Below are 26,783 nucleotides of genomic sequence, written 5' to 3' on the forward strand. Positions count from 1 at the left end.
ACCAGAGGGAGATGAACCATGCGAAGCATCAAAAACAGGACAGCCATCGCAGGCGCCGCTGCCGCGTTTCTGGCCAGCACAATGCTGGCAACGGCCGCCGAAGAAGTGACGTGGTGGTATGAGGCCGCAAACCCGGAGCAGCAGGGGCACTTAACCGATTTCCTGATCGACGCGTTCAATCAAAACAATCCGGACCATGAGCTGACGATCGACTATCGCGGCGCCGAGCTGACGCGCCAGCTGCGCGTGGCGATGCTCGCCGATAGTGGCCCTGACGTGGTCATGACGCCGGGCCCCGCCTATGTCGCCACCATGGCCCAAGCCGGTCAGCTGATGTCACTCGATGATCTGGCGGACGAACTGGGCTGGAATGACCGCCTGCTTGAGGTCTTCCTCGACCTTGGCCGCTACGAAGGCCAGCTTTACGCGCTGCCCAAAACGTATGAAACGCTTGGGCTTTTCCACAACAAGCAGATGTTCGAAGAGAATGGCTGGGAGACGCCAAGCACCATCGCCGAACTGGAGGCGATCGCCGATGATGCGCTGGCAAAGGGCATCATCCCGTTTGGCGCCGGCAACTCCAACTGGCAGGGCGCTAATGAATGGCACGTGACAATGGTGATGAATTCGATCGCCGGTCCGGACAATGTCTATAAGGCGCTGACGGGGGAGATCCCTTGGACGTCGGAGCCGTTCGTCGAAGCGATCGAAACCCTGCAACGATGGTGGGACGCGGGCTATTTCGGTGAGGATTATCTTTCCACCCACACCGAAGAAGCGTTCGCCATGATCGCCGACGGCCGTGCGGCGATGTCGCCGGTCGGTACATGGGCCTTCCAGTTCGCGCCGACTTACTTCGAAGGCATGGAAGATCAGATCGCCTTTTCTGGCTTCCCGTCGGCTGACGGTGTGCCTTATCCGGTCTACCCCCTGGGTATCGGCACGACGCTGTCGATCGCGGCGGCCGCAGAGAACCCCGACGGCGCGGCCGCAGTGCTTGATTACGTTTTCGGCGAGGAGTTCTACACCAACATCAATACGGTCTGGCAGGCGGAGTGGAACACGCCATTGCGCGATCTCAGCGCCGTGTCGCTGGGTGATGAGGTCCTGCCCCAATACACCGACGCCATGGCGGAACTCGCGACAACCGTCGATGAGACGAAATATGGGTACACTAGCTGGACCTTCCTGCCACCGGCCACGAACAACTACCTGATCGGCGGGATCGAAGAAGTCTGGTTCGGGCGGGTAACGCCCGAGGAGTACCTTCAGCAGCTCGACGACACGTTCCAGCAGGAACTGACGGAAGGCAAAGTGCCGGCGATTCCACCACGCTGATCGCCGCCAAACGACGATTTCAAAGAACGGGCGAAGCGGGACCGCTTCGCCCGACATCGAGACACACATGAACCGGCTTTTTCTACTGCCGACCATGGCCATCAACATGGCCGTCATCCTGGTGCCCGCGTGCCTGACGGTGGCGTTGGCCTTCTTCCGGTGGGACGGAATTACCGATCCGGTCTTTGTCGGCCTGGGCAATTTCCGCGCGCTCGGAGACGACCGCGTGTTCTGGATTGCGCTGCGCAACAACATCATATGGACGGTCATCTTCCTGACGATCCCGATCGCCGTCGGGCTTCTCGTCGCATCGATGATGTTGACCATCCGGCGTGGGCGAACCGCGTTTCAGTTAATCTTCTTTCTCCCGGTGATCATCGCGACCGTGATCACCGCCCGAGTTTGGGAAGGGATGATTTTCCACCCCACCAATGGATTGTTCGGCTGGCTTGGCGGTCTTGGCATCGATCTGCAAAACCCGCTCGCGCGACCATCGACAGCGCTCTATGGCGTCGCAGCGGTCGATCTTTGGCATTGGTGGGGATTTCTTGCCGTCGTCTTTTTCGCCGCTCTGCGCCAGGTTCCCGACGAACTGATCGAAGCCGCCCAACTCGACGGTGCTAACTTCTTTCAGAACCTCCGCTATGTGTTGCTGCCTGCGATCATGCCGACGATCGCGCTTATGGCGATCATGACGGTGATCTGGTCGTTCCTGGTTTTTGACTTCATCTTCATCCTGACCGAAGGCGGCCCTGCCTTCTCCAGCGAGGTCTTAGCTACGTATGCCTACAGGAAGGCGTTCTTCGATCTGCAAGTTGGGCAGGCCGCTGCGGCGGCGCTCATCATCAGCCTCTTCGGCATCGTCGCCACCGTCTTCTACATTCGCGTTCAGGCGCGGGAAGGTCATCTGTGAACGCCGTCGAAAACCGGGCGGGGTACAACGTCACCTACATCCTGCTGGGCATCGCGGCGTTCAGCGCGCTGTTCCCTATCGCGCTGATGCTGCTCAACTCGGTCAAATCCGCGCCGGAGATCGTTCAGAACCCGCTGGCGATGCCACAGGAGTTTCTCTGGGACAACTTTGTCCGAGCGTGGCGTGACGCCGGCTTCACGCAAGCCTTCTTCAACTCGGCGGTCCTGTCGATCACCAGCATCGTGCTGGTCTGCGCGACCGGATCGATGACAGCCTATGTGCTGGCCCGCAGGAAGGTGAAGCGCTGGCGGCTGATCACGGGATACCTTCTGGCAACATCGACAGCGCCGATCCAGCTTTATCTGTTTCCACTCTATTTTGGTTTTGCCACGTTCGGCTTGATCAACAACGTTTTCGCTGTGGCGCTGATCTACTGCGCGATCTTCAGCCCGTTCTCGATCATGCTGATGCGCACCTATTTCCTGGCAATTCCAAGGGAGCTGGAAGAAGCCGCTGTCATCGACGGCGCCAACAGCTGGCAGGTTTTCAGACAGGTCATGCTGCCGATCGTTTGGCCCGGCATCCTGACCGTCGCGCTGATTGTCGGCCTCTACACCTGGAATGAATTCCTGATCGCGACGACCTTCCTGCCGCGCGAACAGGCGCGCACGGCGATCGTCTCATTCTTCCTGTTGTCAGGCCAATACGTCACCGATTGGGGGCAGCTGATGGCCGGCGCGACCATGATCGTGTTGCCGGTTGTGGTTTTGTTCGTCTTCCTCCAGCGCCACTTCATCGAGGGCATGACCGGGGGATCCGTAAAGGGATGAAGGCCGGCAATCCGGCTGATGAAAGAGGGTGAGCGAAAGCCGTGGCCATACCGAACGACTACATTGAACGGGTCTATGCCGGCGTCCTGGGCAAGCTGATTGGCGTCTATCTGGGGCGGCCTTTCGAGCAGTGGTCCTATCAGCGGATCATGGAGGAGCTCGGTCCGATCGAGTACTACGTCCACGAAAAGCTCAACCAGCCGCTTGTGGTCACCGACGATGACGTTGCCGGGACCTTTACCTTCATTCGGGCCCTCGAGGACAACGGCGTCTCGCCCGACATAACCGCCGAGCAGATCGGCAAGGCCTGGCTTAACTACATCATCGAGGAACGCTCGATCCTCTGGTGGGGTGGCGCCGGCAACTCAACCGAGCACACCGCTTGGCTCAATCTCGATCGCGGCATACCGGCGCCGCAAAGCGGGTCGATCGCGCAGAACGGCCGGACCGTGGCCGAGCAGATCGGTGCGCAGATCTTCATCGACGGATGGGCGATGGTCGCGCCCGGTCAGCCAAAACTTGCAGCCAAACTCGCCGAGCAGGCCGGTAAGGTCAGTCACGATGGTGAAGCGGTTCACGCGGCCATGCTGTGGGCGGCCATGGAAGCCGAGGCGTTTGTCTCAAAGGATGTCGGCCATTTGATCGAAACGGGGCTGTCCGTCATTCCCGGCAACAGCCTGATTGCGCGGTTGATCGGCGAAATCCGGCAATGGCAAGCCGAATACGAGGATTGGCGCGATACCCGTCAGAAGATTGAGGACCATCACGGTTACGCCAAATACCCCGGTAATTGCCACGTCGTGCCGAACCATGCACTGATGATCATGTCGCTGCTCTATGCGCCGCATGACTTCCATCGCGGCCAGATGATCATCAATACGTCCGGGTGGGATACGGACTGCAACGCCGGCAACCTCGGCTGTCTGCAGGGGATCATGTTGGGGCTCGACGGCATCGACAACGGTCCCGACTGGCGCGGTCCGATCGCCGATCGAATGCTGATCTCATCGGCCGACGGCGGCAACGGCATCACCGATGCCGTCCGGCAGACATACTATTTGGCGGGACTTGGACGCGGTCTCGCCGGCGCAAAGAGTCCTTCGAAACCCAAGAACGGCGCCCGCTTCCATTTTTCGTTGCCGGGAAGCCGCCAAGGCTTTGTGGTTCAGAGCGGTGAGCCAAATGGTGCCATCGCCCATCTCGACAACGTCACATTCGAGAGCGGGCGCGCGCTTGAACTGCGGTTTGACCATCTTGCGACCGGCCAGGCAGTGGCGGCGACCACGCCGACGTTCCAACCGCGCGATGTGGTCGACATGCGTACCTACGATCTGATGGCGACGCCGTTGCTTTATCCCGGCCAGACCATCAAGGCGCGCGTCATTGCCGGCGCGGAAAACTCAGGGCCCATCGATGTCGCACTGCGGCTGCGGCAGCACGAGCCTGGCGGCACGCTCAAAGACATTGACGGCGAGCCGCACGCACTCGCCCCAGGTGAAGATACAATCCTGGAATGGACTGTCCCAGATATCGGCAGCATGCCGATCGGTGAGGTCGGCGTTTCGGTCCATTCGCGCGACCGCCGGGCCGACGGCGCGGTCGTCTTGGATTATCTGACATGGAGCGGCACGCCTCATATCGCGTTGACCCGGCCCGAGGGCAATTGCGATTTCTGGTATCGCGCCTGGGTCAACGATACCGACATCTTTTCACGGCGGTTTCCGCAGAGCTTCCGCATCTCCCACGGTCGGGGCACCGGCAAGATCACCTATGGTACACGCGATTGGACCGACTATTCGGTCTCCGCAGACCTGATCATCCACTCGGGCGAAGATGCCGGCCTGATCGTGCGCAGTCAGGGACGGCGGCGCTACTACGCGGCTCGGCTCACGCGCGACGATCGCTTCCAGATCGTTCGCGTGTACGACGGCGATGAGCAAATTGTGGCGGACAGCCCCCTCACCCGCCCGCTCGAAGACATACTCACAATGACCGTGACGGCGGGCGGCAATGTTGTGCGTGCCGAGGTCGGCAACAACTCCATTGAAGCGGTGGACGAGTCGCAGGATGCGCTTGCCGACGGCGGCATCGGCTTGATGGTCACGGAAGGCGCCGTTTCAGCGGAGATCATTTCGGTCAGACCCCTCTAGCGGTTTGATCAGTGCTTGCGAAGAATGTCCTGGCGGAGTGAGAGAAACCGAGATCCAACATTCTCCAATGTAGACGTGTTCGCTGGCGGAGGACGCCATAGACAGGCGCTGTCGCTGACGCTCGTCGTTGGCCTAGGATGATTGCGTGGCGGCGCCGCTCACCTCGGCAGAGACCAATACCCGCTAGGAATCAAAACGCTCGACTATGTGCCCCGGTCCCACTTCAGCGTAAGCAATCGGGCGCGGCTGTTGTCCGAACGGATGGATTGGGCTCTTCGACGGTGCCGACGGCAGGACTCGCCGTCGATTGCGCCTCTGTGCCGGGTCTGCAATGGGCACGGCATCCAGAAGCTGACGGGTGTAGGGGTGCTGCGGCGCCTCGAACACTGCGCGGCGGGGTCCGAGTTCCACAATGCGCCCCTGACGCATGACCGCCACCCGATGCGCAATCCGCTCGACGACCGCCATGTCGTGCGAGATGAAGAGATACGAGATTCCCAGCCGCTCCTGCAACGCGATCAGCAGGTCCAGGACCTGAGCTTGGATCGAAACGTCGAGTGCGGAGACCGGCTCGTCGGCGACGATCAGGTCCGGCGAGAGCGAAAGCGCACGGGCGATACACAGCCGCTGGCGCTGGCCGCCGGAGAACTCGTGCGGAAACTGTTCCAGGCAGTCCGGAGACAGACCGACATGGGCAATCAAATCTTCCACGCTTGCGCGGAGCTCGGCCTCGTCGGCGTGGCCGTGAATGCGCACGGGATCGGCGATTTGATCGTAGACCTGACGGCGTGGGTTCATCGAGGCATAGGGGTCCTGAAATACGATCTGCATCCGGGCTCGGACCTTACGCATCGGCTCGGGCTCGAGGCGGGTCAGGTCTTGGCCATCGAGGCGAACGCTCCCGGAGGTCGGTTCGACGAGCCGCAGGATCGAGCGGGCGAGCGTCGACTTGCCGGAGCCGCTCTCGCCGACGAGAGCAAGGGTCTGACCGGTGGCGATGTCGAAGGAGGCCATCTCGACCGCGTGGATCTCGGCGGTCTTGCGGCGCAAAAGGCCGGTGCGAACCGGAAAGCGGGTGACGAGATCGCGGACCTCGACGAGAGGCGCCGGGTTGCCGTTGACGGGACGGGACGGCGCGTCAGTAGGCGTGGCAAAGTACCGGGGCGAGTCCGTTCCGGCCAGAGCGCCGAGCCGCGGCGCTGCTGCCAGCAGCGCTTGGGTATAGGGCTGACGCGGCGCCGCAAAAAGGTCGGCCACGGGCGCCTCTTCGACCTTCTCGCCGGCGCGCATGACCACCACGCGGTCGGCGATCTCAGCCACCACCGCCATGTCATGGGTGATAAACAAAAGCGCGGCACCCGTCTCTGCCTGCAGTTCGCGCATCAGATCGAGGATCTGCGCCTGGATCGTGACGTCGAGCGCTGTGGTAGGCTCGTCGGCGATCAGCAGCTTCGGCGCGCAGGCGAGGGCGATGGCGAGCATCACCCGCTGTCGCTGCCCGCCTGAAAGTTCGTGCGGGTAGCGACCCATTTGGCGCTCCGGGTCGGCCAGGCGGACACGGTCGAGGAGCTCTGTGGCGCGCGTCCGGGCGTCGCGCCCGCTTGTGCCACGGTGCAACCGCAAGGGTTCCATGATTTGCTCACCGATGGTGTAGATCGGATTGAGCGAGGTCATCGGCTCCTGAAAAATCATCGCCATGGCATTACCGCGCAAGGCGGCAATCTCAGTGGCGTTGTGTGTCGTGAGGTCTACCGGTCCCGCGCCGGTGTCGAACATCAATTGCCCGGCGAGAATCCGGCCGCCACCATACTCTACGAGGCGCATGATGCTCAGTGCGGTGACCGACTTGCCGGACCCGCTCTCGCCCACGAGCGCGACGACTTCGCCAGGATCGATCGCAAAACTCATGTCCTGGACGGCAATCACAGGATTCGGATCGGCACCGAAACCAACACGCAGGCCCTCGACCGAAAGCAGCGGGCTCACCGCCGCCGCCCCTCGCGCAGGCGCACGTCAAAAACGTCACGCAACCAATCGCCGATCAACTGGATCATCAGCGTCACGATCAGAATCAGGAAAACCGGGCTCAGTGCCGTCCACCACGCGAGTGCCAGATCGTTGCGATTGTCGCCAACCATCCGCCCCAGTGACGGCGTCGGCGGCTGCACACCCAGGCCGAGGAACGAAAGCGACGCTTCGAGCAGCAGGATCGCGGGGAAGTTCAGGGTGAACAGAACCGTGAGGATAGCGACGAGATTTGGCAGGACTTCTCGGATCGCCACCCGTCGATGGGTCGCGCCCCCGGCATAGGCAGCCTCCACGAACGGGCGCGCCCGGATGGCGATCACCTGTGCTCGGACGACGCGCGCGTAAGTTTCCCACCCGGCGATGCCAAGAAGCGCGATGAGCACCCACATATCGGTACCAAGCGCGGCGATGGCGACCAGTGTCATCAGAAGAAACGGGATCGCGATCTGGACATCGACCACGGTCGAGACCAGCCGGTCCCAGAAACCGCCGACGAAGCCAGCGAGCATGCCGAGCGCCGTGCCAATGATTCCGCCGATCACCACACCGAGGACAGCGAGGCCGACGCTCACCCTGAGCCCGTAAACCAAACGAGAGAGCATGTCGCGCCCGAGCTTGTCGGTGCCGAGCAGATGATCGGGGTCGCCGCCGGCGATCCAACTCGGCGCCCTCAACGAATTGAGGATGCTGGTCTTGTTGGGATCGTAGGGTGCGATCCAAGGCGCGAAGATCGCCACGGCGAAGACCGCAATCATGCCGAGCAAACAGATTTTAACAGTCAAAGGAGCCGCGCGCAGGTTTCGTGCCAAGCGCCAACGTTCATGCACCGGAACCGATGGCGCGGCTTCAGCGGATTGGCGGACCGCATCTGTCAAACTTAGCCCCCTACCCGGACACGCGGATCAAGGATCGCGTAGAGAACATCGACGAAGAGGTTGATCAGAATCACGGTCAATCCAAAGAAGATCACGCCGAATTGCAGAACCGGGTAGTCAGCGTCGCGGACGGAGCCGACAAGAAGCTGGCCGACTCCTCGGAAGGCGAAGACCTCCTCCACGATGAGCGAGCCGGAAACGAGGCTGGTGAGTTGCAGCCCGAGCACGGTGACCACCGGGATCATCGCGTTCGGTAGCGCATGCTTGATGTTGACGATCGCGTCGCGCAGGCCCTTGGCGCGCGCGGTACGGACATAGTCCTCGCTCAGCACGTCGAGGAGCACCGAGCGCGTATACCGGGCGATGGATGCCGTGAGCCCGGCCGCCAGCACGATCGCCGGCAGAATGAAGTGGTAAGGCGTCGCGTTGCCGACGGTCGGTAGGCTGCGCAGCAGATAGCCGAACAGGAAGATCAGGAGGATCGCGAGCACGAAGTGCGGCACGGCATAGCCGAGAAACGCCAGCGACATTGCCAAACGCCCGGATGCCGCATCACGGCGCAGCGCTCCGATGAGGCCGAGACCGATGCCCATGACAATCGACAGCAGGAAAGCGAGGAGCGCGAGGGTCAGCGTCGCGGGGAGGCGGTCGGCATACAACTCCACCACGGGGCGGCGTGAATGAATGCTGTTGCCGAATTCCCCCTGGACCAGGTCGCGCAAGTAATAGACGAATTGAACCGGGATCGACTCGTCGAGACCAAGCTGCGCCTCGATCGCACGCTGGGTCTCCGCATCGATCCCATCGGGAAACATCACCGCGATCGGATCGCCGCCAATCCGCGCACCGACGAACACGAGCACCAGGATCAAAGTCACCGTGATGAGGGCGTTCAGCGTGCGTCCAAACAGAAAACTCGCCATTGAGCCTCACAAGCGGGTCACGGGCCACACGCATTCGTCGATACAGCGCGGAGGGGGCGACAAGTGCTGCCGCCCCTAACTTGCTTGTGGCTTACTCGCCGAACGTGATCTGCCCGGCGCGCAGCGGCACGGTGAAGGGCCTGAGCGATGAAGGGATCGCGAAGTCAATATCCGCCCGCATCGCGTAGCTGTCCGCCGGCTGGTAGAGCGGGATCACCGGCGCGATGTCGGTGAAGACCTCGTGCAGCTTGGCGTAGGCCTCTTTACGCTCCTCGACAGACTGACCGAAACGCGCGACTTCATAGTATTCGAGCCAGCGCGGGTCCGCCTCTGGATCGAAGTAGCCGCGCGAAACGGCCCATGCGCTCTCCGAAAGGGAGGTATCCATCACGCCCATGATGTCGGAGTAGTACATCGGGATGGACCAGTTGCGGACCATTGTCTGCGGGTCGGTATCGAGGGTGAGACCGCCGACCTCGACCAATTTGATCTTCATGTTGGCGCCGACGTCGGCCCACATCTCTTGGATCGCCTGCGCGGCAAACTGGCCATAGAGGTAGTAGCCCGGATAGATCGCTACTTCGATTTCCTCGCCGTCATAGTTCGACTCGGCCAGCAATGCGCGGGCACGCTCAGGGTCAAAGTTGAAGATGTCCAGGTCCGGATTGTAAGTCTCACCGACCTGTGGGAACTGCCACGCCGCCGACGCGACACCGTGACCGCGCCACAGGCCCTCGGCCAGACCGTCATAGTCGATCGCCAGTGTTAGTGCCTGGCGAAGTTTCACGTCCGAGGTCACCGGGTGACTGTTGTTGAAGAGCCAGACGTGAAACATCGGATAAGCGACCTCGACACGCTTGAGGCCGTCTTCAGCATCGATCAACGGATACTGGTCCGGTGGGATTTCGGAGACGATATCGGCCTCGCCGTTCACGAGCGCGGTGATGCGGTTCGATACCTCCGGAATGCGCAGGAACGTCACCTTGTCGAACGGCGCCGGCTCGCCCCAATACGCGTCAAAGCGTTCGACAACCAGGCTGACGTTCGGATCGAACGACACCACCTTATAAGGGCCGGCGCCGATCGGCATTAAGCCATGCCGATCTTCGTCGCCATCGTTGATTTGATCGAGCGAGCGGATGCCGGCGTTGCGCGACGACAACAAGGTCTCGATCAGCGCGTCGGGCCGTTTGGTGTGGATGCGAACCGTCATGTCATCTACGACTTCGACCTCCTCGAAGTTGTAGAACAGCTTGCCGTGCGGGTTGCGGTAGCGCGGATCTTCCAGTTTGAAAATCGGGTCTAGCGACGCCTCAACGTCATAGGCATCCATGGTATCGCCGTTGTGGAAGGTAACACCCTCGCGGAGCTTCAGCTCCATTGTGGTGTCGTCTATCATTGTCCACTCGGTTGCCAGGCCCGGCAGGTATTTTCCGGGGGTGAACGGGTCCCGTTCGATCAACGACTCATAGATGGCGTAGAACATGCCCGTGGCGGCGTTCGAGGTATCTCTTCGCGGGTCGAGGACCTTGCGATGCGACGCAACGCCGATGGTGATCTCCTCGGCCGCCGCTGGTGCGGCGATCACCAATGCGAGCGCCGCGATGGCAAGCTTCTTCATGATCCTAGTCTCCTGTCGATCGATTGGATTTACGGGGCGAGGCGAAGATGCCGTCGGCCGGCGGGGCGAGTTCGGTCAGGCGCGGATCGATGAACACCTGAACACCTCCAGCACGTCGGCCGACTGGACCGCGAGCGCGGTCGGAGAAGAAGCAGGCGGCATCTGCCGCCTCGCCGCTGGGGCTACTCGCACGCGTCGACGTTGATCTGACCAGCGCGCAAGGCGAGCATCAACGGACGCAACGCCGAGGGCACCTGGTATTCGATGCAATCCTTCATCGCGTAGCTGTCGGCGGGCTGATAAAGCAGAATCCAGCCGGCCATTTCCTCGCCGACCGCCATCAGTTCCTGATAGGCGGCTTTGCGCTCATCCTGATCGAGGCTGAAGCGGGCGCTCTGATAAAGATCTTTCCAGCGAGGGTCGACAGTCGGGTCAAAAAAGCCGCGCTGAGTGACCCAGGAGGTGTCGGACCACGACGTGTCCATGCCACCCATGATGTCGTTGTAGTACATCGGGTTCGACCATTGGCGCACCGCGATCTCGGAGTCCACGTCGACGGTCAGCGAGCCCGGCGCTATGGACTTGAGCTCGGCGTTCACGCCGATTTCCTGCCACATCTCCGCAATCGCCTGGGCAGCCAGGGGGCCGTAGAGGTAGTAGTAAGGGAAAACCGGCATCTCGATCGTCTCGCCGTTGTAGTTTGACTCGGCAAGAAGCGCCCTGGCCTTGTCCACATCGTAGGGCGAGACCTCGAGTCCCTCGGTGTACATGTCCCCATAGGCGGGGAACTGGTGGCCGGCAGAGCCGGAGATGCCGCGGCCTTTCCACAGGCCTTCGGTAATGGTGTCGAGGTCGACGGCAAGCTTCAGCGCCTGGCGGAGCTTCTGGTCCTTCATGACCTCGTGGCCCTGGTTCAGGACCAGAACGTGGAACATGTCCCAGGTGACATCGACGCGTTTGAGGCCGTCTTCGCGATCGACGAGCGGCATCTGGTCGGGTGGGAGTTCCGAGGCCATATCGATCTCGCCGGAGACCAATGCGGTGATCCGGTTCGCCACTTCGGGGATGCGAAGGAAGGTGATCTTGTCGAGCGGTGCTGGCTCGCCCCAGTAGTCCTCGAAGCGCTCGACCACCAACTCCTGGTCAGGCTCGAAGCTGACGACCCTGTAGGGGCCGGCACCGACGGGCAAAATGCCGTAGTCGTCGAGGCCTACTTCATCGATACGGGTCTTGGATTTGATGGCACCGTTACGGGCAGACAGCAGTGTCTCGATCAGTGGGTCAGGCTGGTGCGTATGGATGCGGACCGTCATCGGATCGACGATCTCAACCTCTTTGAAGTTGTAGTAGAAGCGGCCAAATACGACGCCAGTGCGGGGCCAGGTCTGCTGGAAGATAGGATTGAGCGAAGCCGCCACATCCTCGGCGTCCATGGTGTCGCCGTTGTGGAAGGTGACGCCTTCGCGCAACTTCAACTCCATGACGGTCGGCTCGATCATCTTCCATTCGGTCGCCAGGCCGGGGACGAATTTTCCGGCCGCAAACGCGTCGCGTTCGATCAGCGTGTCAAAGATCGAATAAGAGAACTGCCCACCGGCATTGGAGGCATCGACCGAGGGATCGAACACCTTGCGGTGCGAGGGCACGCCGATAGTGATTTCCTTGGCAAGTGTCGTGTCGGCTATCAGCACGACGGCAAGTGCCATGGCCGAAACAGCGAATCTCTTCATGGTCTTTCTCTCTCCCGTTCTAGAGAGGCGGCGCCGGCTGCCCCTTGTTGTCCGTGGCAAGCGTTGCGTGGGATCATGAACGCCGTGCAACATTCGGCCTCGATCCCCCGGTCTTCATCGGAAGTTCACGCCAAGTCAGCAATTGGTCGACACGACCCGCAAAGAGACTTCGTCTAAAGGCCAAATTGTCCACTTGGCGCGACGCTTTGGCGACCGGCAGCATTGTCAGCCGGCGTGTCGCTAAAACGTCGCGTTGGTCGGCGAAACCGTTTGCGCGAAACCCTCTACCGGTCAGGGGGTGGCAAGCAGGAGGCCGAGGTGACCGAACTCCCCAAACTGGGCGCCGCTCTTCGTCCCGAAGAGCTTAGCCGGCACATCGACTGGCTGGTGGATGACGACCGCGATCTGGAGCTGCAGGGGTTCCACACGCCTGACGCGCTTCTCAGTGACTGGAAGCCACGTGCAGCGGAGGTGAGAAAACAACTCGCCAGCCATAAGGGTCGTCAGGGCATGCACGGACCGGCGTCCGTGCCGCTGGCGTCCAACGATCCGGGCGTCCGGGCTCTGGCGCAGGAGCGCCTCAGCCAGGCTCTTGATGTTTGCGAGGACCTCGGGCTGACCCAGATGGTCATTCACAGCCCCTACATCCATTGGGACCAGGAAAATCTCTATCGTCTGCCGAGCCGCCGTGACGAAAAGCTCGACGACTTCAGGGCGACCCTGGAACCTGTCGTTATTCGCGCCGAAGCGTTGAACGTGGAGTTGGTGATCGAGAACATCGAAGACCGGGACCCGAGCATCCGCGGCGACATCGTCACCCATCTCGCGAGCCCGGCGCTAAAACTTTCCATCGACACCGGCCACGCTTACTACGCCAATCGTATGGGCGGCGCGCCATCCGTTGATCTGTTCGTTCGCGCCGCCGGCGAACACTTAACGCATCTTCACTTACAAGACGCAGACGGCCTCGCTGACCGTCACTGGGCCATTGGCGATGGCACGGTTCCGTGGATGGCCGTGTTCGAGGAACTTGGTCGCCTGTCTTCCAATCCGCGCCTCATCATTGAGATCCGAAACAAGACCGACGTGTTGCGCTCGGCCGAGCACCTCGTGCGGCTCGGCCTTGCCCGATAGATCGTCGCGTGGACATCAGATCGACCGGGCGTTCTGCTCCCCGCTCAGCCATCGAGCCAGAGAGGGTTGGTCCAGGCGCGCTTTCCCGCGGCGTCGACGACGACGGCGCGACACCAATGGCCGGCGAACTTCTCGAGCGGTAAGCGGGCGCGGGTGAGAGTATGGCCATGGACGCGCTCGGTAACGCGCCCCGGGCCCAGCAGAAGCACCGACCGGGCCGGCGAACAGCGGACCTCGATCTCGTCACCATCGCGGACGACGCCGTGGATCTCTGGCCCCTGGCTGGCGTAGAACGCGCCCGCCTTCAGCGCGTCGAGCAGCTGATCGGGATCGTTTTCTTCGGCCTTGACCATCACCCAACCGCCGAAGCCATCATCGACCCGCCAGTGGCTGTCGTCGACGGCAATGGCATTGAGACGCCGCCCGGCGTTCAGCAAGGTGTCCAGCAACGCCGTTCCGCTCGCGCGGTCGGCGTTAACCGCACAGGTATGGTTGTAGACTTCGACGGCGTGGGCACTCTCGATCGTCAGCGCGTCATCAAGGGTGAGATGGTACCACTCGGGATGGGCAATGGCGACGAACGCGCCGGCGTCGCGACAGCGCTGGGCAAGCGTCACACCGGTCTCCTCGGACCCGGTCGCCGGGAAGTCGGCGGGCAGGCCCACGGCCAGTAGGTGCCATTCGATCCCACTGGCGAGCGCCGGGGCATGCACCTCGGCGCCGAGAATGGTGGTGAACCCGTTCGCACGATGGGCGCGCGTGTCGGAGATCGGGAAATTGTAGTTGGGCCGGAAGTGGTCGGTCAGTGAGACGAAGTCATAGCCTTGTGCGCGATACCGTGCGCAGACCTCTTCCGGCGTCAAGCGGCCGTCCGAGTTGGTGGAGTGGCCGTGCAGATTACCGCGCCAGAACCGGCCGGGCGTGGAGAACGCTTCGAGCATAGTCAAGCCACCTTTGTCGGTAATTCGAGCTCGCCAAATGTACTGTCTTTCTGTGACGGCCGGTTAGCCGCGCGAGGCAAAGCGTGCGCGACCTATCAATTCTTCACGCCAAGTAGCGAATTCGGCGGATTTCGACCTGGCGTCGGCACGCTTTGGAGCACCAGGCTGATGCGGTCGCCACGCGCGATGGCCTCGGCGACCTCCACTGGGTTGCCGGCCCTGTCTACATTATGGCCCGTCACGACCAGAACGGGTTGCGTCGGGGCGATATCCAACAGCACCGCCTCGGTGCTGGTGGCGTTCCGGGTCTCGACAATCGTTGTCTTGCGGAAGAAATCCTCAACGTCCTCGTCGATCAGAGCGTCTGTAACGCTGCCGGTACGCTGAATGCCACCGACAATCTTCGGGAAACGTCGCGGATCGAAATAGTGGCGTGCAAGAACGGCGGGCCGAGCATCCACGAATCGCAGAATCTCGGCAATGTGGACGCGCTCGCGCCGGCTGACGCCGAGCAGTTCTGCGATCCTTGCTGGCCCTGGGCGAAGTCGGGAGCCGAGGAACTTTGTCGCGCTTACGCGACCCTCGGCGCGCATGTTCTCACCGAAGCGCGTGCGTTGACCGATCTGATATTGGAAACGCTCGTCGGCGACGAAGGTACCGCGCCCTTGCCAGCTAACGACCAGTTGGTCTCTTTCCATCGTCTGGAGTGCGCGCCGGACGGCGTGACGTGTCACACGGAAGGACCGCGCCAAGGTCGCCTGCGCGGGCAATCGCGCACCAGGTGCAAAGTCGCCTTCGTCGATCTGCCGCTTCAGATCAACATAGACGTCGCGCCAGCTGACCGAGTTTGTGGCGTCCATTGATGCCTCCAGACTGGCCGGGATCGATCGCTTGACGCTCGCGACCGTCTCACGAGACTGTTGCACCATCATGACCAGAGCCGTAATTGGCGACCTGATGGTCTCACAAAAGCCTCGCATAAACCGGGTTGGCGGAGGGAGAGGGATTCGAACCCTCGATACGGTTGCCCGTATACACGCGTTCCAGGCGTGCGCCTTCGACCACTCGGCCACCCCTCCGCGCCGGCCTTGCCGGTGCGCGGCGGACTATAATCGCACGATTCACCCGCGCAAGCGGTGGAACCCGGCATTACCGGGGCGAGAGGACCGCGGGCCTATGTGACCGTGTCCATTGCGACACCTGCCCCTCAATGTCTCTCTACTCATACCAGTTGTGGAGAAGACGCATCGACACCTTAGTCACCAGGCGCTCGCGAGGAGTTGACGCGCGCCGGCCTTGCGGTCAAATGGGCCGATCGCCACCTCCAGGATCGAGCCATCGGATGCCATGATCGGCTTTATCGCACGCTTTATCGGTCTCTGGCTGATCGCTGGTGCGCTGGTCGCGCTGGTGATCGACGGCACCAAGACGATCGCGGCATCGCAGCTAACCGTAACCCCGCTGGGCATGACCTGGTACTCCATCAGCCCGTCGACGCTGGTCTCGACGCAGCAGTTCGTCCAGCAGACAGTCGAGGCCTATGTGGGGCATTGGCTATGGGACCCGCTGATCCAGTGGATCCTGATGATGCCGACTTGGCTCGTGCTGGGGCTGGTTGGCGCCTGGCTTGTTTATGCCGGCCGCAAGCGCGGTCTCCAGGCGGCCTTCGCCGGTTAGCTTGCCAGGATAAATCGAGGGATGATTCATGGGTATTCTCGACCTGATCTCAAAGAAAACCACCATGCCGACCGCGGACACCGCCCTACCGGGACGCGACGCACTGATCCCCACGGCCGAGAGGCATTTCGTCAACGGCGTGCCGCTCAAGGGACCTTATCCGGACGGCGCTGAGGAGGCGCTGTTCGGGCTCGGCTGCTTCTGGGGCGCGGAGCGGGTCTTCTGGGAAATCCCCGGCGTGATTGTTACCGCCGTGGGCTATGCCGGCGGCCATACCCCCAATCCGACGTACGAGGAAGTTTGCAGCGGCCGGACCGGGCACAACGAGGTGGTTCGGGTGATCTTCGACCCGTCGAAGGTGAGCTACGCGACGCTGGTCAAGGCGTTCTTCGAGGCGCACGACCCGACCCAGGGCATGCGTCAGGGCAACGATGTGGGAACCCAGTACCGTTCCGGCATCTATGTCGCTGACGATGGCCAGCGGCAAGTCGCCGAGGCGCTGGCGCAAACCTATCGCGACGCCCTGGCGGACAAGGGCTTTGGTTCGATCACGACGGAGATCGTCGACCGACCGCCCTTCTACTTCGCCGAGGACTACCACCAGCAATACCTCGCCAAGAATCCGCACGGCTATTGCGGGCTCGGCGGGACCGGCGTGGCCTGTCCCGTGCCAACTGACACGGTCGCAAACTAGCCCGCTTCAGTTGGCGAGCGGGCGCGCGCGCGGCAGCGGGATGTTCACCTGTACCGTGGTCGATCCAGGGTCCGGCGCGGCAAGCACGGTCCGGCAGGCGGCCGGCAGTCCGCCCAATGTCATCGCCGGCCTGGGCTTGGCCGGTTTGTCGGGTTTGGGCGCCGGCCGGTAAGGGACGTCGCTCAGCCACCAGGCCAGGTTCTCGCCACAACCGTCACCCGGCGGCGTCGGGTCCTGCCGCTTGCACCCATCCATATCCGGCGGGCAGGCAAGCCGCACGTGCAGATGGTCGTCATGTTTGTACCAGGGCCGGATCTTGCGCAGCCAGGCGCGGTCGGCACCGGCCCATTCGCAGAGCACCTTCTTCACGCCCGCATTGACGAACACCCGCTCCACTTCCGGATAACTAGCGGCCCGTTTGATCAGCCGCGAATGGGCATCGGTCCACATGGTCGTGTCGAGGTCCACGTTCGTACCCGGCTTGACGTAGGATCGTGCGCTGATGGTCTCGCGTTCGGCTTCGGTCAACGTCCGGTCCGGCATCGGATCGAACCAGATATCGACGTCGAGGCCGACCTGATGACTGGCATGGCCGAAGAGCATCGGCCCGCCGCGTGGCTGGGACAGATCGCCGACCAAGAGCCCGGGCCAGCCATCATAAGTCTTGGATTCCCGTGCCAGCTGCTCGATGTAGTCGATGAGAACCGGCATACCCCAGTACCGGTTGCGCGATAGCCGCATCGCCTGCCACTCGGGACCGTCCACAGCCAGTGCAACCCCGCCGGCAAGGCAGCCGCGCGAGTAGAAGCCGATACTCCGCGCCCGAAGATCGGCGGGAGCGGCCATTTGGCCAAAGAGCTGTTTGGCCGGCACGGTATCCTGCGCGACAGCTATGTCGATGCCCGCGATGGTAAACGCCGCGATCAGGCCGGCGCGAAAAGCGTTTCGCATAGGGCACACCTCATCCAACGAGGGCGAGATCGACGACCGGCGGCTCCTTATCAACCCTATCGCCGGCCCGCGACTCACAGGATGACCGGAATGCGGTGATTTGCCAACGCTGCGACGCGAACAAGGCCTTGGGTGGCGACGCAACCAGTGCAAGAATATCGGCATGTACGCAATGGCGATCAGCCGACCGGGCGAGCCCCTGCTGCGCGAGCAAAGGGATGTGCCCGAACCCGGGCCAAACCAGGTCCGCATCCGGATTCGCGCCTGTGGCGTCTGTCGGACCGACCTCCATGTCGCCGACGGCGAACTGCCGCAATGCCACTATCCGATCGTTCCCGGCCATGAGGTGATCGGCGAAGTCGACCGGCTTGGCGGCAACGTCGGCGATCTCGGTCTCGGCGAGCGGGTCGGCGTGCCCTGGCTGGCATCGACCTGCGGCCGCTGCCGCTTCTGCCTCTCCGGCGAGGAGAATCTCTGCGACCAGGCGCAATTCACCGGCTGTCACGTCGACGGCGGCTATCAGGACTTCATGGTCGCCGACCATCGCTACTGCTTCAGGATACCTGGTGACTACAGTAACGCGGAAGCCGCACCGCTGATGTGCGCCGGCCTGATTGGCCATCGCGCCCACCGGATGGCCGGCGCCGCGGAGAAACTCGGCATCTACGGATTCGGCGCGGCCGCTCATATCCTCGCTCAGGTGGCCCGCTTCCAGGGCCAGCGCATCTACGCCTTCACCCGCCCGGGCGACCGCGACGCCCAGGACTTCGCTATCGAACTCGGCGCGGAGTGGGCCGGCGATTCCGACACGGCGCCACCCGAGCCGCTCGATGCGGCTATCTTGTTCGCTCCGGTCGGGTCTCTGGTGCCGGCAGCACTCGAGGCCGTGCGCAAAGGCGGGCGGGTGATTGCCGCCGGAATCCACATGAGCGAGATTCCCGCCTTCCCCTACACCCTGCTTTGGGGCGAACGGATGATCCGGTCGGTGGCCAACCTGACCCGTGCCGACGGCGAGGATTTCCTCAGAATCGCCGGTGAGGTTCCGATCAAGACCCACGTGACGACGCTGCCGCTCGCCGACGCCAATGAAGCGCTCAACCGAATGCGCCGCGGCGAGATCCAAGGCGCTGCCGTGCTTGTCACCGACCAAAGCTAACAACGAGGAGACCCCCGCTATGATTACCGAGATCAAGGACCTTCCCGGCCACGCGCTTGGTTTCTCGCTGGAGGGCACGATCACTGCCGACGACTATCACAAGGTGCTGATCCCCGCCGCCGAGACTGCGCTGAAGGCCGGCGGCAAACTCCGGGTGCTGATCGTCGGCGGCAAGGACTTCAAAGGCTACTCACCAGGCGCGATGTGGGACGACACTGGTTTCGGCTTTCGCCATTTTTTCGACTTCGAGCGGATCGCCTTCGTCACCGATCACGAGACCTACGCGACCATGCTTCGCGCCTTCGGCTTCGTCATGCCGGCCATGATTCGGGTCTTCCCGCTCGCGGACCTGGAGGCTGCCAAGGTATGGTTAGCCGAATAAGCCGCCACGGAAAGGCCCGAATGTCGTAACGAAGATTCCGTATCGTCGTCATCAAACGAACGTCGCGCCCGTTTAGCGTCGCTGCACGTCATAAAGCAGGGAGGGTGCGATGTTCACTCCGATTGCCGGGCTTCCGGCCGAGATCATCGGCTTTACCGCGAACGGCCGCGTCACCCGCGAGGACCGGCAGGCGGTGCTGGAGCCCACCATCGATATGGCCTTGAAGCAGCATGAGCAGGTTCGGTTGCTGTACGTGGTCGGTTCCGACTTTGCCGGCTATGAACCAAGCGCGCTGCTCGACGATGCGGTGTTCGGGACTCGCCATTTTCGCGACTTCGAGCGAATTGCGTTCCTGGCAGAAGACGGGCCTTACCGCCGCGCGGCTGGCGCCATGAAAGGGCTGATACCGGCCGATCTGAAAGTGATGCCCATCCAGTCGATGGAATCTGCCAAGGCCTGGCTCACCGGCTGATCCGTTGCGGCAACGCGGTCAGAAACCGCCGCCGGTCCGGAAACCGCCGCGGCGCATACCCTTGGTTTTCGACATCCTGCCGGTCGGCAAGCGAAACCCGCCGATGCTGATGTCGCCGCCCTTGGACTTGCGGACCCGGAAGTTCTTGCCGAGCGCATCTTCGAAGCTCTTCGACGACAATACACCGTCGAGAACGCCGGTGAGAACGCTGCCGATCAACGCGCCATCGATGAACTCCCCCCTCGGACGACTGTAGCCGGATCGGTTGAAATGGTCGCGGGACTGCTCGATCTCGGCCCGCTTGCGGGCGAGTTCGACCGCCGCCTTACGCACCTCCTCGGCCTCCGCCTCGCGGCGGGCGAGCTTCTGCTCGATCTCCCGTAGTTTGGCGACGATCGTCTCGTCTTCCGGCGTCGGGGTCGCTTTTGCCTCCTCGTAGAGGGTAGCAAGGTCTTCGCGGGAGATGGTCTTGGCGAGCCCGTCCATGGCCGCCTGGACAGCCTTGTCCCGCGATCCGTCCAGCAGTCCGGCCAAGCGGTCATTGAGCTGGCTTAGTTTAGCTTCCGAGGACTCGATCGCGGCCTCCGCCTTGTCGAGGACCGCCTCTGCCGCGGTTACGTCCGCCTCCAGTTCCAAGGCGCCATCGGATTTGAGCATCGCGCGCTCGCGATCTTCAAGTGCCCGTTTGAGGTTGGCGACGTCCTGCTCCAACCGCTCCGCGTGCTCACGCAGACGCAGCGGAATCTCGTTGAGCATCGCGTAGTTGGGGCGCGCCGTGTCGTAACCGACGAGCCTCGCGACGCGACGATCGAAAAACCGGGCGACAGGGCCGACCCGATAGTCCGACGTCCCGTAGTAACGAGACCAGAGGTAGGAAAACAACGGATCGTCATCGTAAGGCTTACGCTTTTCGTCGCGGTCGGCTTCAGCGAGTTTCGCCTTCTCGACCGCCGCCGCGGCGCGTGCCTCGGCCGCCCTGATGGCCTGCGACTCCTCAAGCCACTCGCTGTCGTTGGTCAGCCGCTCCTTCATTCTGGCGAGAAAATCGTCGAGCGCATCGACAGCCTGCTCAAGCCGGTCGGCCGCCGCTTCGCGCGCCCGCTCCGCGGTTTCCTCCTCCTCAATCAATGCGTCCCGGCGGTCGGCAAGCTCGGCAAGCGCAATGCGCCGCCGCTCCAGCACATCCATCGCCGTGCGTTCGGCCGCGTTCAGCCGCACGACCGTGTCGTCGCGGGCGAGTTCGTCCATCTTCAGCCGCGCCAGCGCGCGATACGCTTCTGCCTGTTCAGCGCGCAGTCGCGCCGCGTCTTCCGTCGCCGAGGCCAGCATTCGCGTGAGCCGATCCTCGTCGCGGCGCGTGCCACGCAGGGCCTGCTCGATCGAGGCAAGCGTCTTGGCAGCCGAAATCATGGACTCACCACGCGGTAATCGCTCCGTCCTCGACATCCATCACATAATCGACTGATAGCGTGCCGCGGTCCTTTCGGCCGAGAACGTTGTTCTGAACGATACCGTCGTCGAGCTTGTCGTCACGCACCGCATTGAACGTCGCCTCAGGCACGCGCACGCCCCACTTCGAAACCGTTTCAGTCTGCCCGTTCTCCTCGTTGACGATCGGCAGCGAAAGCATCGCGCCGTCTCCATCGATCGCCTCGACGATGATGTAGTAGTTGCGGGAGTCCTCGTTGACGTCCGGAATCCGGAACACGGCGGTCTGCTCGCCTTCGCGGGATACGATCGTCAGCGCATAGGTTTGGATCAGATCGCCGCGCAGTGCCACGAGCGCTTCGGTGATCGCCTGCATCTCATCGCCATCGCCAGCAGTAACCGCGACCTCGCCGTCAGCGATCAACGCCTCGACACGCGTTCGCGCATCGGAATCATCCGCGGCCGTCAGTGCCGCTTCGCCCGCGGCAGCCAGCGCGGCCGGTAGCGTTTCGGTAAGGGCGATCTGCTGTTGCTCCGCCTCGCGGGCCGCCTGGTTGCTGCGCGATACCTGCCAGCCGACGAACAGCACCAGGACGAGAACCAGAACGCCGGCAACCGCGGCGGTCGCCTTGCGGCGAACCCACAGCTTCGCCATGAACCGGGCAAAACTCGGCGGCGGCGGCGTATAGACAAACCGGCTTTCCTTCAGCGCCCGTATCCCCTGATCGAGGATTCGGTCGCTGACCTCGAGGCCTTGGCTCTCGTAGATTTGACGCAGGCGCGCCTTCAACGCGTCGTCGCGCGCGCCCTGGCCGAGCTCGCGCTCGACCAGCTTGTCCTGATGGCGCAGGGTGTCGACCACGTCCATCGCCAACATGACATCGTCGAGCTGCGGCGCCGGCGTCACGGCCGGCATCGCGGCCTTAGCCATTGGCGGCCGCGGATTCCTGATCGAGGGCGGCGCTCTCGGCCGTCAGTCGGCTCATACGGCGCTTGCCGTCCTCGACCGCATCACGGATTTCCTCGGCGTTCCTGGTCGCGAGCGTGCGCATCTCGCCGATAATCTCCTGCGAACGCTCCTGGAAGTTGACCACCGAGTCGACCAGCTTCTTCACGGCATCCGCTCGAATGGTCGGACCGTAGCCGGCCTTGACCGCCTCCTCCTGGATCTTGCCGCCGATGTCAGCGAGCACTTCGATCGACTGGGAGACACCTTCCTTCATGCGGTTGAGGGTTTCGGTCGATTCGTGGAGACCGAACATGCCGGTGAACGATGCCTTGAGCGCGGTCAGAACCGATTCGTTGGTTGTGAAGAACGACACGGCCTGCTGGTAGACTCGCTCCTTGGCGTTGGTCGTCTGATTGAGGCGGGCCATCACCACTTCGGATGTGTTGTAGCCGACCATGAGATTGTCGGCGAGATCCTTGGCGATCTGGTAGCGGCCGTCGGCGGCCTGCATCGCGCGCAACCGCTCGTCGCGCATTAGTTCGAGCCGGGCACGCTCAGCGGCATCGTCGCTCGCATAGCCTTCGACCGCCTTGGCCGCCGTATCGAGTTCGGCCCTCGCCTGATCCAGTCTTTCCTCGGCCACGTTCAGAACCTCCAGCGCACTGACTTCCGCCTGCTTCAGCGCGCCGCGAAAATCCATATACGCCTCGAAGATCGTCTGCTCACGCTCGATGTTGGCCTTGGTGTCCTTCGACACCTCGATGTAGGTGTCGCGAATCTTGTCAAAGCGGCTGGCAACATCGCCGCGGGATATCTTCATCCAGGCATTGGTCGCCCGTTCGAACATGTCGATTTTACCGTCACTGATCTGGTCGACCATCGCCTTGGCGTCGTCGCGGATCGAGTTGAAGGCGTTGGTGATATCCTCGTAGCGCTGGCTCACCGACATTTCCGAGATCTGCTCGCGCACCACCTCGTTGAAAGTCGACATCTGCGACAGCGTCCGGGAGATGATGGCGATCTTGTCGGGTTGAAGGTCGGAGATCTTCTCAAGCAGGCCTACGATCGGTGCCGCTTCCGGCGGCGTGTCTTTCACAAGCCCCAGATCACGCAAGCTGCCCATCGCCCGCTCAAGATACTGCAGCGGTGACTTGACGGTCACGTCGGACATAAACCTTCCCCTCCGTTCGCACGGCTACACATATGGGCTTGTTTCCGCGCATTTCAAAAGCCTTCGCGCCGGTTACAGCCATCGTGCCCGGAACGCGGATTGTCAGCGCTTGAGAGCCCGCTTTCGACGGCGACGCGCAGTGTCCGAACCCTTCTTGGATTTCTTTTTCTCCCGCTGGAGCATATGGCGAGCGCCCTTCAGGGCAACGATACTCCAGATCGTGAAAGCCAATTCGCGATCAACCGGGACAATCCCCTCAACGTCCGACACCCACGCCGATCGAGGGTGGATCGGCGCGGCATCCAGCGAGTGGTAGTCTCCGAACTGAATCCCGTATTTCGCTGATAGTTCATCGCAATCGGATTTGCTGGTGGCCCTCACCATCTCCGCTGCTTCACGAAACAGAACTGGCGGCGCGGTGTTCCCGAGATTGCGCGCGATACGGCGCACGGAACGGAACAGGTGCTTGGCGCCAGGCTCCTCCGATGCAACAGAGTCGCGATGTTCTGACGGCACCTGTTGAGTGCGATCGAGCACAAGCATCATCTCCGCCGTGCAGGAGGCGTTGGCGGCCCGCGTTTTCCACTTGGTGAGGTCGGGAGTCCGGAGGTCGCCGAAGCTGGCGAAGAAATCCGAGGTGATGTCACCGTCGACCAGAGCAGCCCGATCGAAGTTCTTGACGATCGCGGTCGTCCCGAACGCGCGTTCGAGTTTTTGAAGGCCCGAACTGAAACGCGTTTGATAATGCTCCGGCGACACAATCCCCGGCCAGTTTTTCAATCGTTCTTGCGCCAATGACAGGTAGTAGCTGGCTGGTTCTCGCACGTATGCAATCAACCGGACGTCATCCGACAGGTCCTTGAGATAATCGACCAGACCATCCAGATTTCTACTGTTTCGATCTCTGGTAACGACACCACCTAATTCCTCGGATGAAAGAATGATCGTTTTGTCTTGATTCGCGCGTATTAACTTCGCCAGCCGGCCCAATTTTGAACTGCTCTCATCATCGGGGCCATCATTATCTATCAATGAGCAGAGAAAGCGTTGCTTGAATCTCGTGTCGACCAGCGGATAAAGAATACCGCGGTCCAGAAGTTCCGTCGTGTTTGCCCTTAAGCTGAGTTGAAGGCTGGTCGTTCCAGTCTTCGGAAAACCTATATGCAAAATGATTGGCATCAGCTGCGTTGACGTCTCAGTCGCCCCCCGGTCCAGACTGGCGGACGGTATCAAAACAGCCAGCTGCGCTAAAGGGAAACAGCGCTCTACGCGGCTATGCCCCACAGGGGGCCGTCGTTTAGTCCAAACACCGGGTCACACGCCGGCGCGTGTGTTTAGCATCTCGCGGTTTCGACACTAGGCCCGTCTTAGAGTTGCGGCGGAGCAAGAAATCCGGCGCGGAGAACCCCGCGCCGGGTCAGGTTTCAGCTAGGCTTTGGTGATCACGGCCTCGAGGTAGGCGCTCGGCAACACCAGCGTGCCGTCGGTCGCACGGTTGTGCTCGTCGAGCAGGGTCATCAGCCCCGACTCCAGCGCGCTTTGGGCCCCCGCATCGATCGCAGCGAAGGCCTTGTGCATCGGACCGTAGTAGTCACGGAACACGGTCACGAAATGCCCGGGCGAGCGATAGCGGAACGTAAAGGCCTTGCTTTCGCAGGCAATGCGGGCGGAGGGACCGCACAGAGTCTGGAGATGGTCCTGCGTCCCCCAGAGCGCCGGCGACTTGAGCCCCGGCGCCGGTGGCACGAACTTGCCGATCAGCTTGAACATCTGGCCGACGAAGCTGTCCGGCGTCCAGTTGGCTAGCGCGATCCGTCCGCCGGACCGGCAGACCCGCATCATTTCATCGGCGGCCTTCTGCTGGTTGGGCGTGAACATGACGCCGAACGTGGAAAGCACTGCGTCGAACGCGTCGTCCGCGAAGGGAAGCGCCTCGACGTCCGCGGTCTGGAAATCCACGGTCAGCCTTTCGGCGGCCGCACGTTCACTTCCGCGTTCCAGCAGGGTCGGAACATAGTCCGTCGATGTGACATCGGCGAAGCGTCGTGCCGCGGCGAGAGTCGCATTGCCGTTACCCGCCGCGACGTCGAGCACGCGCTCGTCGGAGCGGATATCGGCGGCCTCGCAGAGTTCCTCGCCGACAATCTGCAGCGTGGTACCGACGACTGCATAGTCGCCCGAACTCCACGCGGCCTGCTGGCGGGCCTTGATGGTTTCTAGGTCGACTGTGGGAGCCTGGATGTTCATGGGTCTGTCCTTTCGTGTAAGCCGCCTAAGCGGCGATTGGGTGTGGCTCCCTGATAGACAGTCGTGCCGGATAGGCGAATGATCGGCCATCCGGGATGCTTGACAGAACGTCCGGAATTGCCGACGCCTAGCCGCCAGATCCAAGCTCGCTTGGGTAAAAACGGCCGTGAAACAATGACGGTAGATGCACTATCGGATGTGCTGAATGCGGTGCGGCTAACCGGCGCGACGTTCTTCGAGGTCGCCGGCAGGGCACCCTGGGTCGCCGAAGCGGCGACCCCGGACATGATCCTGCCGATGGTGCTCCCTGGCGCCGAACACCTGATTTCGTACCATGTCGTTACCGAAGGGCGCTGCTACGCCCGCTTGGTCGATGGCGATCCGGTGGAGATCGAAGCCGGCGGGGTCGTGTTGGTTTGCCATGGCGATCCGCATCTCCTGGCCAGTGCTAAGAGCCTGCGGAGCAACCCGGAAGTGGCCGAAGCGTTGCCCTTCGATGCCGAGCAGCTTCCGTTCTACATTCACTATGGTGAGGGCGAAGCGGTGACAACGCGGCTGGTCTGCGGCTTTCTCGCCTGCGACGCCCGGCCGTTCAATCCGCTCCTCGAACACCTGCCGCCGATGATCACGGCCTACGACAAACCCGGCGAGGACGATGGATGGCTGTCCCAGTTCATCCGCTTTGCCATGTCCGAGTCCGCCGACAAGAGGGCCGGCGGAGAAAGCGTCCTCGCCAAGCTCAGCGAGTTGATGTTCATCGAGGTGGTTCGGCGCTATCTCGACGGCCTACCGTCGGACCGCACCGGCTGGCTGGCGGGCCTGCGCGATCCGTTCGTCGGCAAGGCGCTGTCACTGATGCACGCTCAGCCGGCGCATGGCTGGACGATCGAGGAGCTGGCACGCGGGGTTGGTCTGTCGCGATCGGTGATGGCCGAACGGTTCACCGATCTCGTCGGCATGCCGCCGATGCAGTATCTGGCGCGGTGGCGGATGCAGATCGCCGCTAGCATGCTCAGCGGCGGCAACGCGACGATGGCGGTGATCGCCAACAGGATCGGCTACGAATCCGAGGCAGCCTTCAGCCGCGCCTTCAAGAAGGTCGTTGGCGAACCCCCCTCGACCTGGCGCCGGCGGGCGGAGAAGGCAGCGCAATCGGTCCAGGCAGCCTGACGT

Annotated in this window: 24 protein-coding genes and 1 tRNA gene; 11 read left to right on the forward strand and 14 right to left on the reverse strand. The window is 62.4% G+C overall.

Annotated features, from left to right (window positions below; all coding sequences use genetic code 11):
- The first annotated feature begins 18 nt into the window (after positions 1-18).
- The 4 genes from ACO076_RS01920 to ACO076_RS01935 all read left to right on the forward strand — a co-directional run bounded on the left by ACO076_RS01920 (position 19) and on the right by ACO076_RS01935 (position 5,231).
- Entirely contained in the window at positions 19-1,338 is a 1,320-nt protein-coding gene (locus ACO076_RS01920) for an ABC transporter substrate-binding protein (protein WP_421725051.1), read from the forward strand.
- A 67-nt stretch (positions 1,339-1,405) separates the two neighbouring features.
- The gene (locus tag ACO076_RS01925; protein WP_421725052.1) at positions 1,406-2,251 is read left to right on the forward strand and encodes a carbohydrate ABC transporter permease; all 846 of its coding nucleotides are present in this window, start codon (positions 1,406-1,408) and stop codon (positions 2,249-2,251) included.
- On the forward strand, positions 2,248-3,081 hold the full coding sequence (locus tag ACO076_RS01930; RefSeq protein ID WP_421725053.1) for a carbohydrate ABC transporter permease: 834 nt from the start codon (positions 2,248-2,250) through the stop codon (positions 3,079-3,081). Before ACO076_RS01925 ends, ACO076_RS01930 begins: the two co-directional genes overlap by 4 nt.
- Positions 3,082-3,122: 41 nt before the next feature.
- On the forward strand, positions 3,123-5,231 hold the full coding sequence (locus ACO076_RS01935; RefSeq protein WP_421725054.1) for an ADP-ribosylglycohydrolase family protein: 2,109 nt from the start codon (positions 3,123-3,125) through the stop codon (positions 5,229-5,231).
- Between the two features lie 183 nt (positions 5,232-5,414).
- Here the strand turns inward: ACO076_RS01935 and ACO076_RS01940 are convergent, their stop codons facing one another.
- The 5 genes from ACO076_RS01940 to ACO076_RS01960 all read right to left on the reverse strand — a co-directional run bounded on the left by ACO076_RS01940 (position 5,415) and on the right by ACO076_RS01960 (position 12,408).
- Entirely contained in the window at positions 5,415-7,217 is a 1,803-nt protein-coding gene (locus ACO076_RS01940) for an ABC transporter ATP-binding protein (RefSeq protein WP_421725055.1), read from the reverse strand.
- Complete coding sequence (locus tag ACO076_RS01945) at positions 7,214-8,041, reverse strand: ABC transporter permease (RefSeq protein ID WP_421725056.1); 828 nt, start codon at positions 8,039-8,041, stop codon at positions 7,214-7,216. Before ACO076_RS01945 ends, ACO076_RS01940 begins: the two co-directional genes overlap by 4 nt.
- A gap of 95 nt (positions 8,042-8,136) precedes the next feature.
- On the reverse strand, positions 8,137-9,057 hold the full coding sequence (locus tag ACO076_RS01950; protein WP_421725057.1) for an ABC transporter permease: 921 nt from the start codon (positions 9,055-9,057) through the stop codon (positions 8,137-8,139).
- 91 nt (positions 9,058-9,148) lie between these two features.
- Positions 9,149-10,678 carry an ABC transporter substrate-binding protein gene (locus ACO076_RS01955; RefSeq protein ID WP_421725058.1) on the reverse strand — a complete coding sequence of 510 codons (1,530 nt, stop codon included), beginning with the start codon at positions 10,676-10,678 and terminating at the stop codon, positions 9,149-9,151.
- Positions 10,679-10,860: 182 nt separating this feature from the next.
- Complete coding sequence (locus ACO076_RS01960) at positions 10,861-12,408, reverse strand: ABC transporter substrate-binding protein (protein WP_421725059.1); 1,548 nt, start codon at positions 12,406-12,408, stop codon at positions 10,861-10,863.
- A 318-nt stretch (positions 12,409-12,726) separates the two neighbouring features.
- Here ACO076_RS01960 and ACO076_RS01965 point away from each other — a divergent pair, with 318 nt between their 5' ends.
- On the forward strand, positions 12,727-13,542 hold the full coding sequence (locus ACO076_RS01965) for a sugar phosphate isomerase/epimerase family protein (RefSeq protein ID WP_421725060.1): 816 nt from the start codon (positions 12,727-12,729) through the stop codon (positions 13,540-13,542).
- Positions 13,543-13,586: 44 nt separating this feature from the next.
- On the opposite strand, the gene ACO076_RS01970 is transcribed toward ACO076_RS01965, so the two are convergent.
- From ACO076_RS01970 to ACO076_RS01980, 3 genes are all read right to left on the reverse strand, one after another.
- On the reverse strand, positions 13,587-14,483 hold the full coding sequence (locus ACO076_RS01970; protein ID WP_421725061.1) for a CehA/McbA family metallohydrolase: 897 nt from the start codon (positions 14,481-14,483) through the stop codon (positions 13,587-13,589).
- A gap of 95 nt (positions 14,484-14,578) precedes the next feature.
- Entirely contained in the window at positions 14,579-15,343 is a 765-nt protein-coding gene (gene phnF / locus ACO076_RS01975; protein WP_421725062.1) for a phosphonate metabolism transcriptional regulator PhnF, read from the reverse strand.
- A gap of 129 nt (positions 15,344-15,472) precedes the next feature.
- Positions 15,473-15,562: transfer RNA gene (locus ACO076_RS01980), tRNA-Ser, on the reverse strand.
- A gap of 268 nt (positions 15,563-15,830) precedes the next feature.
- Here ACO076_RS01980 and ACO076_RS01985 point away from each other — a divergent pair.
- Positions 15,831-16,160 (forward strand): hypothetical protein, encoded by a 330-nt coding sequence (locus ACO076_RS01985; protein WP_421725063.1) that lies wholly within the window; start codon positions 15,831-15,833, stop codon positions 16,158-16,160.
- A 28-nt stretch (positions 16,161-16,188) separates the two neighbouring features.
- A complete protein-coding gene (msrA, locus tag ACO076_RS01990) occupies positions 16,189-16,854 on the forward strand; it encodes a peptide-methionine (S)-S-oxide reductase MsrA (protein ID WP_421725064.1) in 666 nt (221 codons plus the stop codon).
- A 6-nt stretch (positions 16,855-16,860) separates the two neighbouring features.
- Here the strand turns inward: msrA and mepA are convergent, their stop codons facing one another.
- On the reverse strand, positions 16,861-17,805 hold the full coding sequence (mepA, locus tag ACO076_RS01995; protein WP_421725065.1) for a penicillin-insensitive murein endopeptidase: 945 nt from the start codon (positions 17,803-17,805) through the stop codon (positions 16,861-16,863).
- 163 nt (positions 17,806-17,968) lie between these two features.
- Between mepA and ACO076_RS02000 the strand changes: the two genes are divergently transcribed.
- From ACO076_RS02000 to ACO076_RS02010, 3 genes are all read left to right on the forward strand, one after another.
- Positions 17,969-18,961 (forward strand): zinc-dependent alcohol dehydrogenase family protein, encoded by a 993-nt coding sequence (locus tag ACO076_RS02000; protein ID WP_421725066.1) that lies wholly within the window; start codon positions 17,969-17,971, stop codon positions 18,959-18,961.
- A gap of 19 nt (positions 18,962-18,980) precedes the next feature.
- Positions 18,981-19,343, forward strand: a complete 363-nt coding sequence (locus ACO076_RS02005; protein ID WP_421725067.1) for an STAS/SEC14 domain-containing protein — start codon at positions 18,981-18,983, stop codon at positions 19,341-19,343.
- 109 nt (positions 19,344-19,452) lie between these two features.
- Positions 19,453-19,815: an STAS/SEC14 domain-containing protein gene (locus ACO076_RS02010; protein ID WP_421725068.1), complete on the forward strand. Its 363-nt coding sequence runs from the start codon at positions 19,453-19,455 to the stop codon at positions 19,813-19,815.
- Positions 19,816-19,833: 18 nt separating this feature from the next.
- Here the strand turns inward: ACO076_RS02010 and ACO076_RS02015 are convergent, their stop codons facing one another.
- From ACO076_RS02015 to ACO076_RS02035, 5 genes are all read right to left on the reverse strand, one after another.
- Positions 19,834-21,225, reverse strand: a complete 1,392-nt coding sequence (locus ACO076_RS02015; RefSeq protein WP_421725069.1) for a hypothetical protein — start codon at positions 21,223-21,225, stop codon at positions 19,834-19,836.
- A gap of 4 nt (positions 21,226-21,229) precedes the next feature.
- Positions 21,230-22,174 carry a DUF6384 family protein gene (locus ACO076_RS02020; RefSeq protein ID WP_421725070.1) on the reverse strand — a complete coding sequence of 315 codons (945 nt, stop codon included), beginning with the start codon at positions 22,172-22,174 and terminating at the stop codon, positions 21,230-21,232.
- A complete protein-coding gene (locus tag ACO076_RS02025; RefSeq protein WP_421725071.1) occupies positions 22,167-23,363 on the reverse strand; it encodes a cell surface protein in 1,197 nt (398 codons plus the stop codon). Before ACO076_RS02025 ends, ACO076_RS02020 begins: the two co-directional genes overlap by 8 nt.
- 102 nt (positions 23,364-23,465) lie before the next feature.
- Positions 23,466-24,542, reverse strand: coding sequence for a hypothetical protein (locus ACO076_RS02030; RefSeq protein ID WP_421725072.1), 1,077 nt, complete (start codon positions 24,540-24,542; stop codon positions 23,466-23,468).
- A 249-nt stretch (positions 24,543-24,791) separates the two neighbouring features.
- Entirely contained in the window at positions 24,792-25,610 is an 819-nt protein-coding gene (locus tag ACO076_RS02035; RefSeq protein ID WP_421725073.1) for a class I SAM-dependent methyltransferase, read from the reverse strand.
- A gap of 174 nt (positions 25,611-25,784) precedes the next feature.
- Between ACO076_RS02035 and ACO076_RS02040 the strand changes: the two genes are divergently transcribed.
- On the forward strand, positions 25,785-26,780 hold the full coding sequence (locus tag ACO076_RS02040) for an AraC family transcriptional regulator (RefSeq protein WP_421725074.1): 996 nt from the start codon (positions 25,785-25,787) through the stop codon (positions 26,778-26,780).
- Positions 26,781-26,783: the final 3 nt, after the last annotated feature.

Source organism: Bauldia sp. (assembly GCF_965232525.1).
Lineage (GTDB): Bacteria > Pseudomonadota > Alphaproteobacteria > Rhizobiales > Kaistiaceae > Bauldia.

What these genes read in the sequence shown, in the direction of transcription:
- ACO076_RS01955 (WP_421725058.1), bottom strand. Translation starts at nt 10,678, where the DNA reads ATGAAGAAGCTTGCCATCGCGGCGCTCGCATTGGTGATCGCCGCACCA.
- mepA (WP_421725065.1), bottom strand. Translation starts at nt 17,805, where the DNA reads ATGCGAAACGCTTTTCGCGCCGGCCTGATCGCGGCGTTTACCATCGCG.
- phnF (WP_421725062.1), bottom strand. Translation starts at nt 15,343, where the DNA reads ATGGACGCCACAAACTCGGTCAGCTGGCGCGACGTCTATGTTGATCTG.
- ACO076_RS02035 (WP_421725073.1), bottom strand. Translation starts at nt 25,610, where the DNA reads ATGAACATCCAGGCTCCCACAGTCGACCTAGAAACCATCAAGGCCCGC.
- ACO076_RS01985 (WP_421725063.1), top strand. Translation starts at nt 15,831, where the DNA reads ATGATCGGCTTTATCGCACGCTTTATCGGTCTCTGGCTGATCGCTGGT.
- ACO076_RS02025 (WP_421725071.1), bottom strand. Translation starts at nt 23,363, where the DNA reads ATGTCCGACGTGACCGTCAAGTCACCGCTGCAGTATCTTGAGCGGGCG.
- ACO076_RS02040 (WP_421725074.1), top strand. Translation starts at nt 25,785, where the DNA reads ATGACGGTAGATGCACTATCGGATGTGCTGAATGCGGTGCGGCTAACC.
- ACO076_RS01970 (WP_421725061.1), bottom strand. Translation starts at nt 14,483, where the DNA reads ATGCTCGAAGCGTTCTCCACGCCCGGCCGGTTCTGGCGCGGTAATCTG.
- ACO076_RS02030 (WP_421725072.1), bottom strand. Translation starts at nt 24,542, where the DNA reads ATGCCAATCATTTTGCATATAGGTTTTCCGAAGACTGGAACGACCAGC.
- ACO076_RS01925 (WP_421725052.1), top strand. Translation starts at nt 1,406, where the DNA reads ATGAACCGGCTTTTTCTACTGCCGACCATGGCCATCAACATGGCCGTC.
- msrA (WP_421725064.1), top strand. Translation starts at nt 16,189, where the DNA reads ATGGGTATTCTCGACCTGATCTCAAAGAAAACCACCATGCCGACCGCG.
- ACO076_RS01960 (WP_421725059.1), bottom strand. Translation starts at nt 12,408, where the DNA reads ATGAAGAGATTCGCTGTTTCGGCCATGGCACTTGCCGTCGTGCTGATA.
- ACO076_RS02020 (WP_421725070.1), bottom strand. Translation starts at nt 22,174, where the DNA reads ATGGCTAAGGCCGCGATGCCGGCCGTGACGCCGGCGCCGCAGCTCGAC.
- ACO076_RS02015 (WP_421725069.1), bottom strand. Translation starts at nt 21,225, where the DNA reads ATGATTTCGGCTGCCAAGACGCTTGCCTCGATCGAGCAGGCCCTGCGT.
- ACO076_RS02000 (WP_421725066.1), top strand. Translation starts at nt 17,969, where the DNA reads ATGTACGCAATGGCGATCAGCCGACCGGGCGAGCCCCTGCTGCGCGAG.
- ACO076_RS02005 (WP_421725067.1), top strand. Translation starts at nt 18,981, where the DNA reads ATGATTACCGAGATCAAGGACCTTCCCGGCCACGCGCTTGGTTTCTCG.
- ACO076_RS01920 (WP_421725051.1), top strand. Translation starts at nt 19, where the DNA reads ATGCGAAGCATCAAAAACAGGACAGCCATCGCAGGCGCCGCTGCCGCG.
- ACO076_RS01950 (WP_421725057.1), bottom strand. Translation starts at nt 9,057, where the DNA reads ATGGCGAGTTTTCTGTTTGGACGCACGCTGAACGCCCTCATCACGGTG.
- ACO076_RS02010 (WP_421725068.1), top strand. Translation starts at nt 19,453, where the DNA reads ATGTTCACTCCGATTGCCGGGCTTCCGGCCGAGATCATCGGCTTTACC.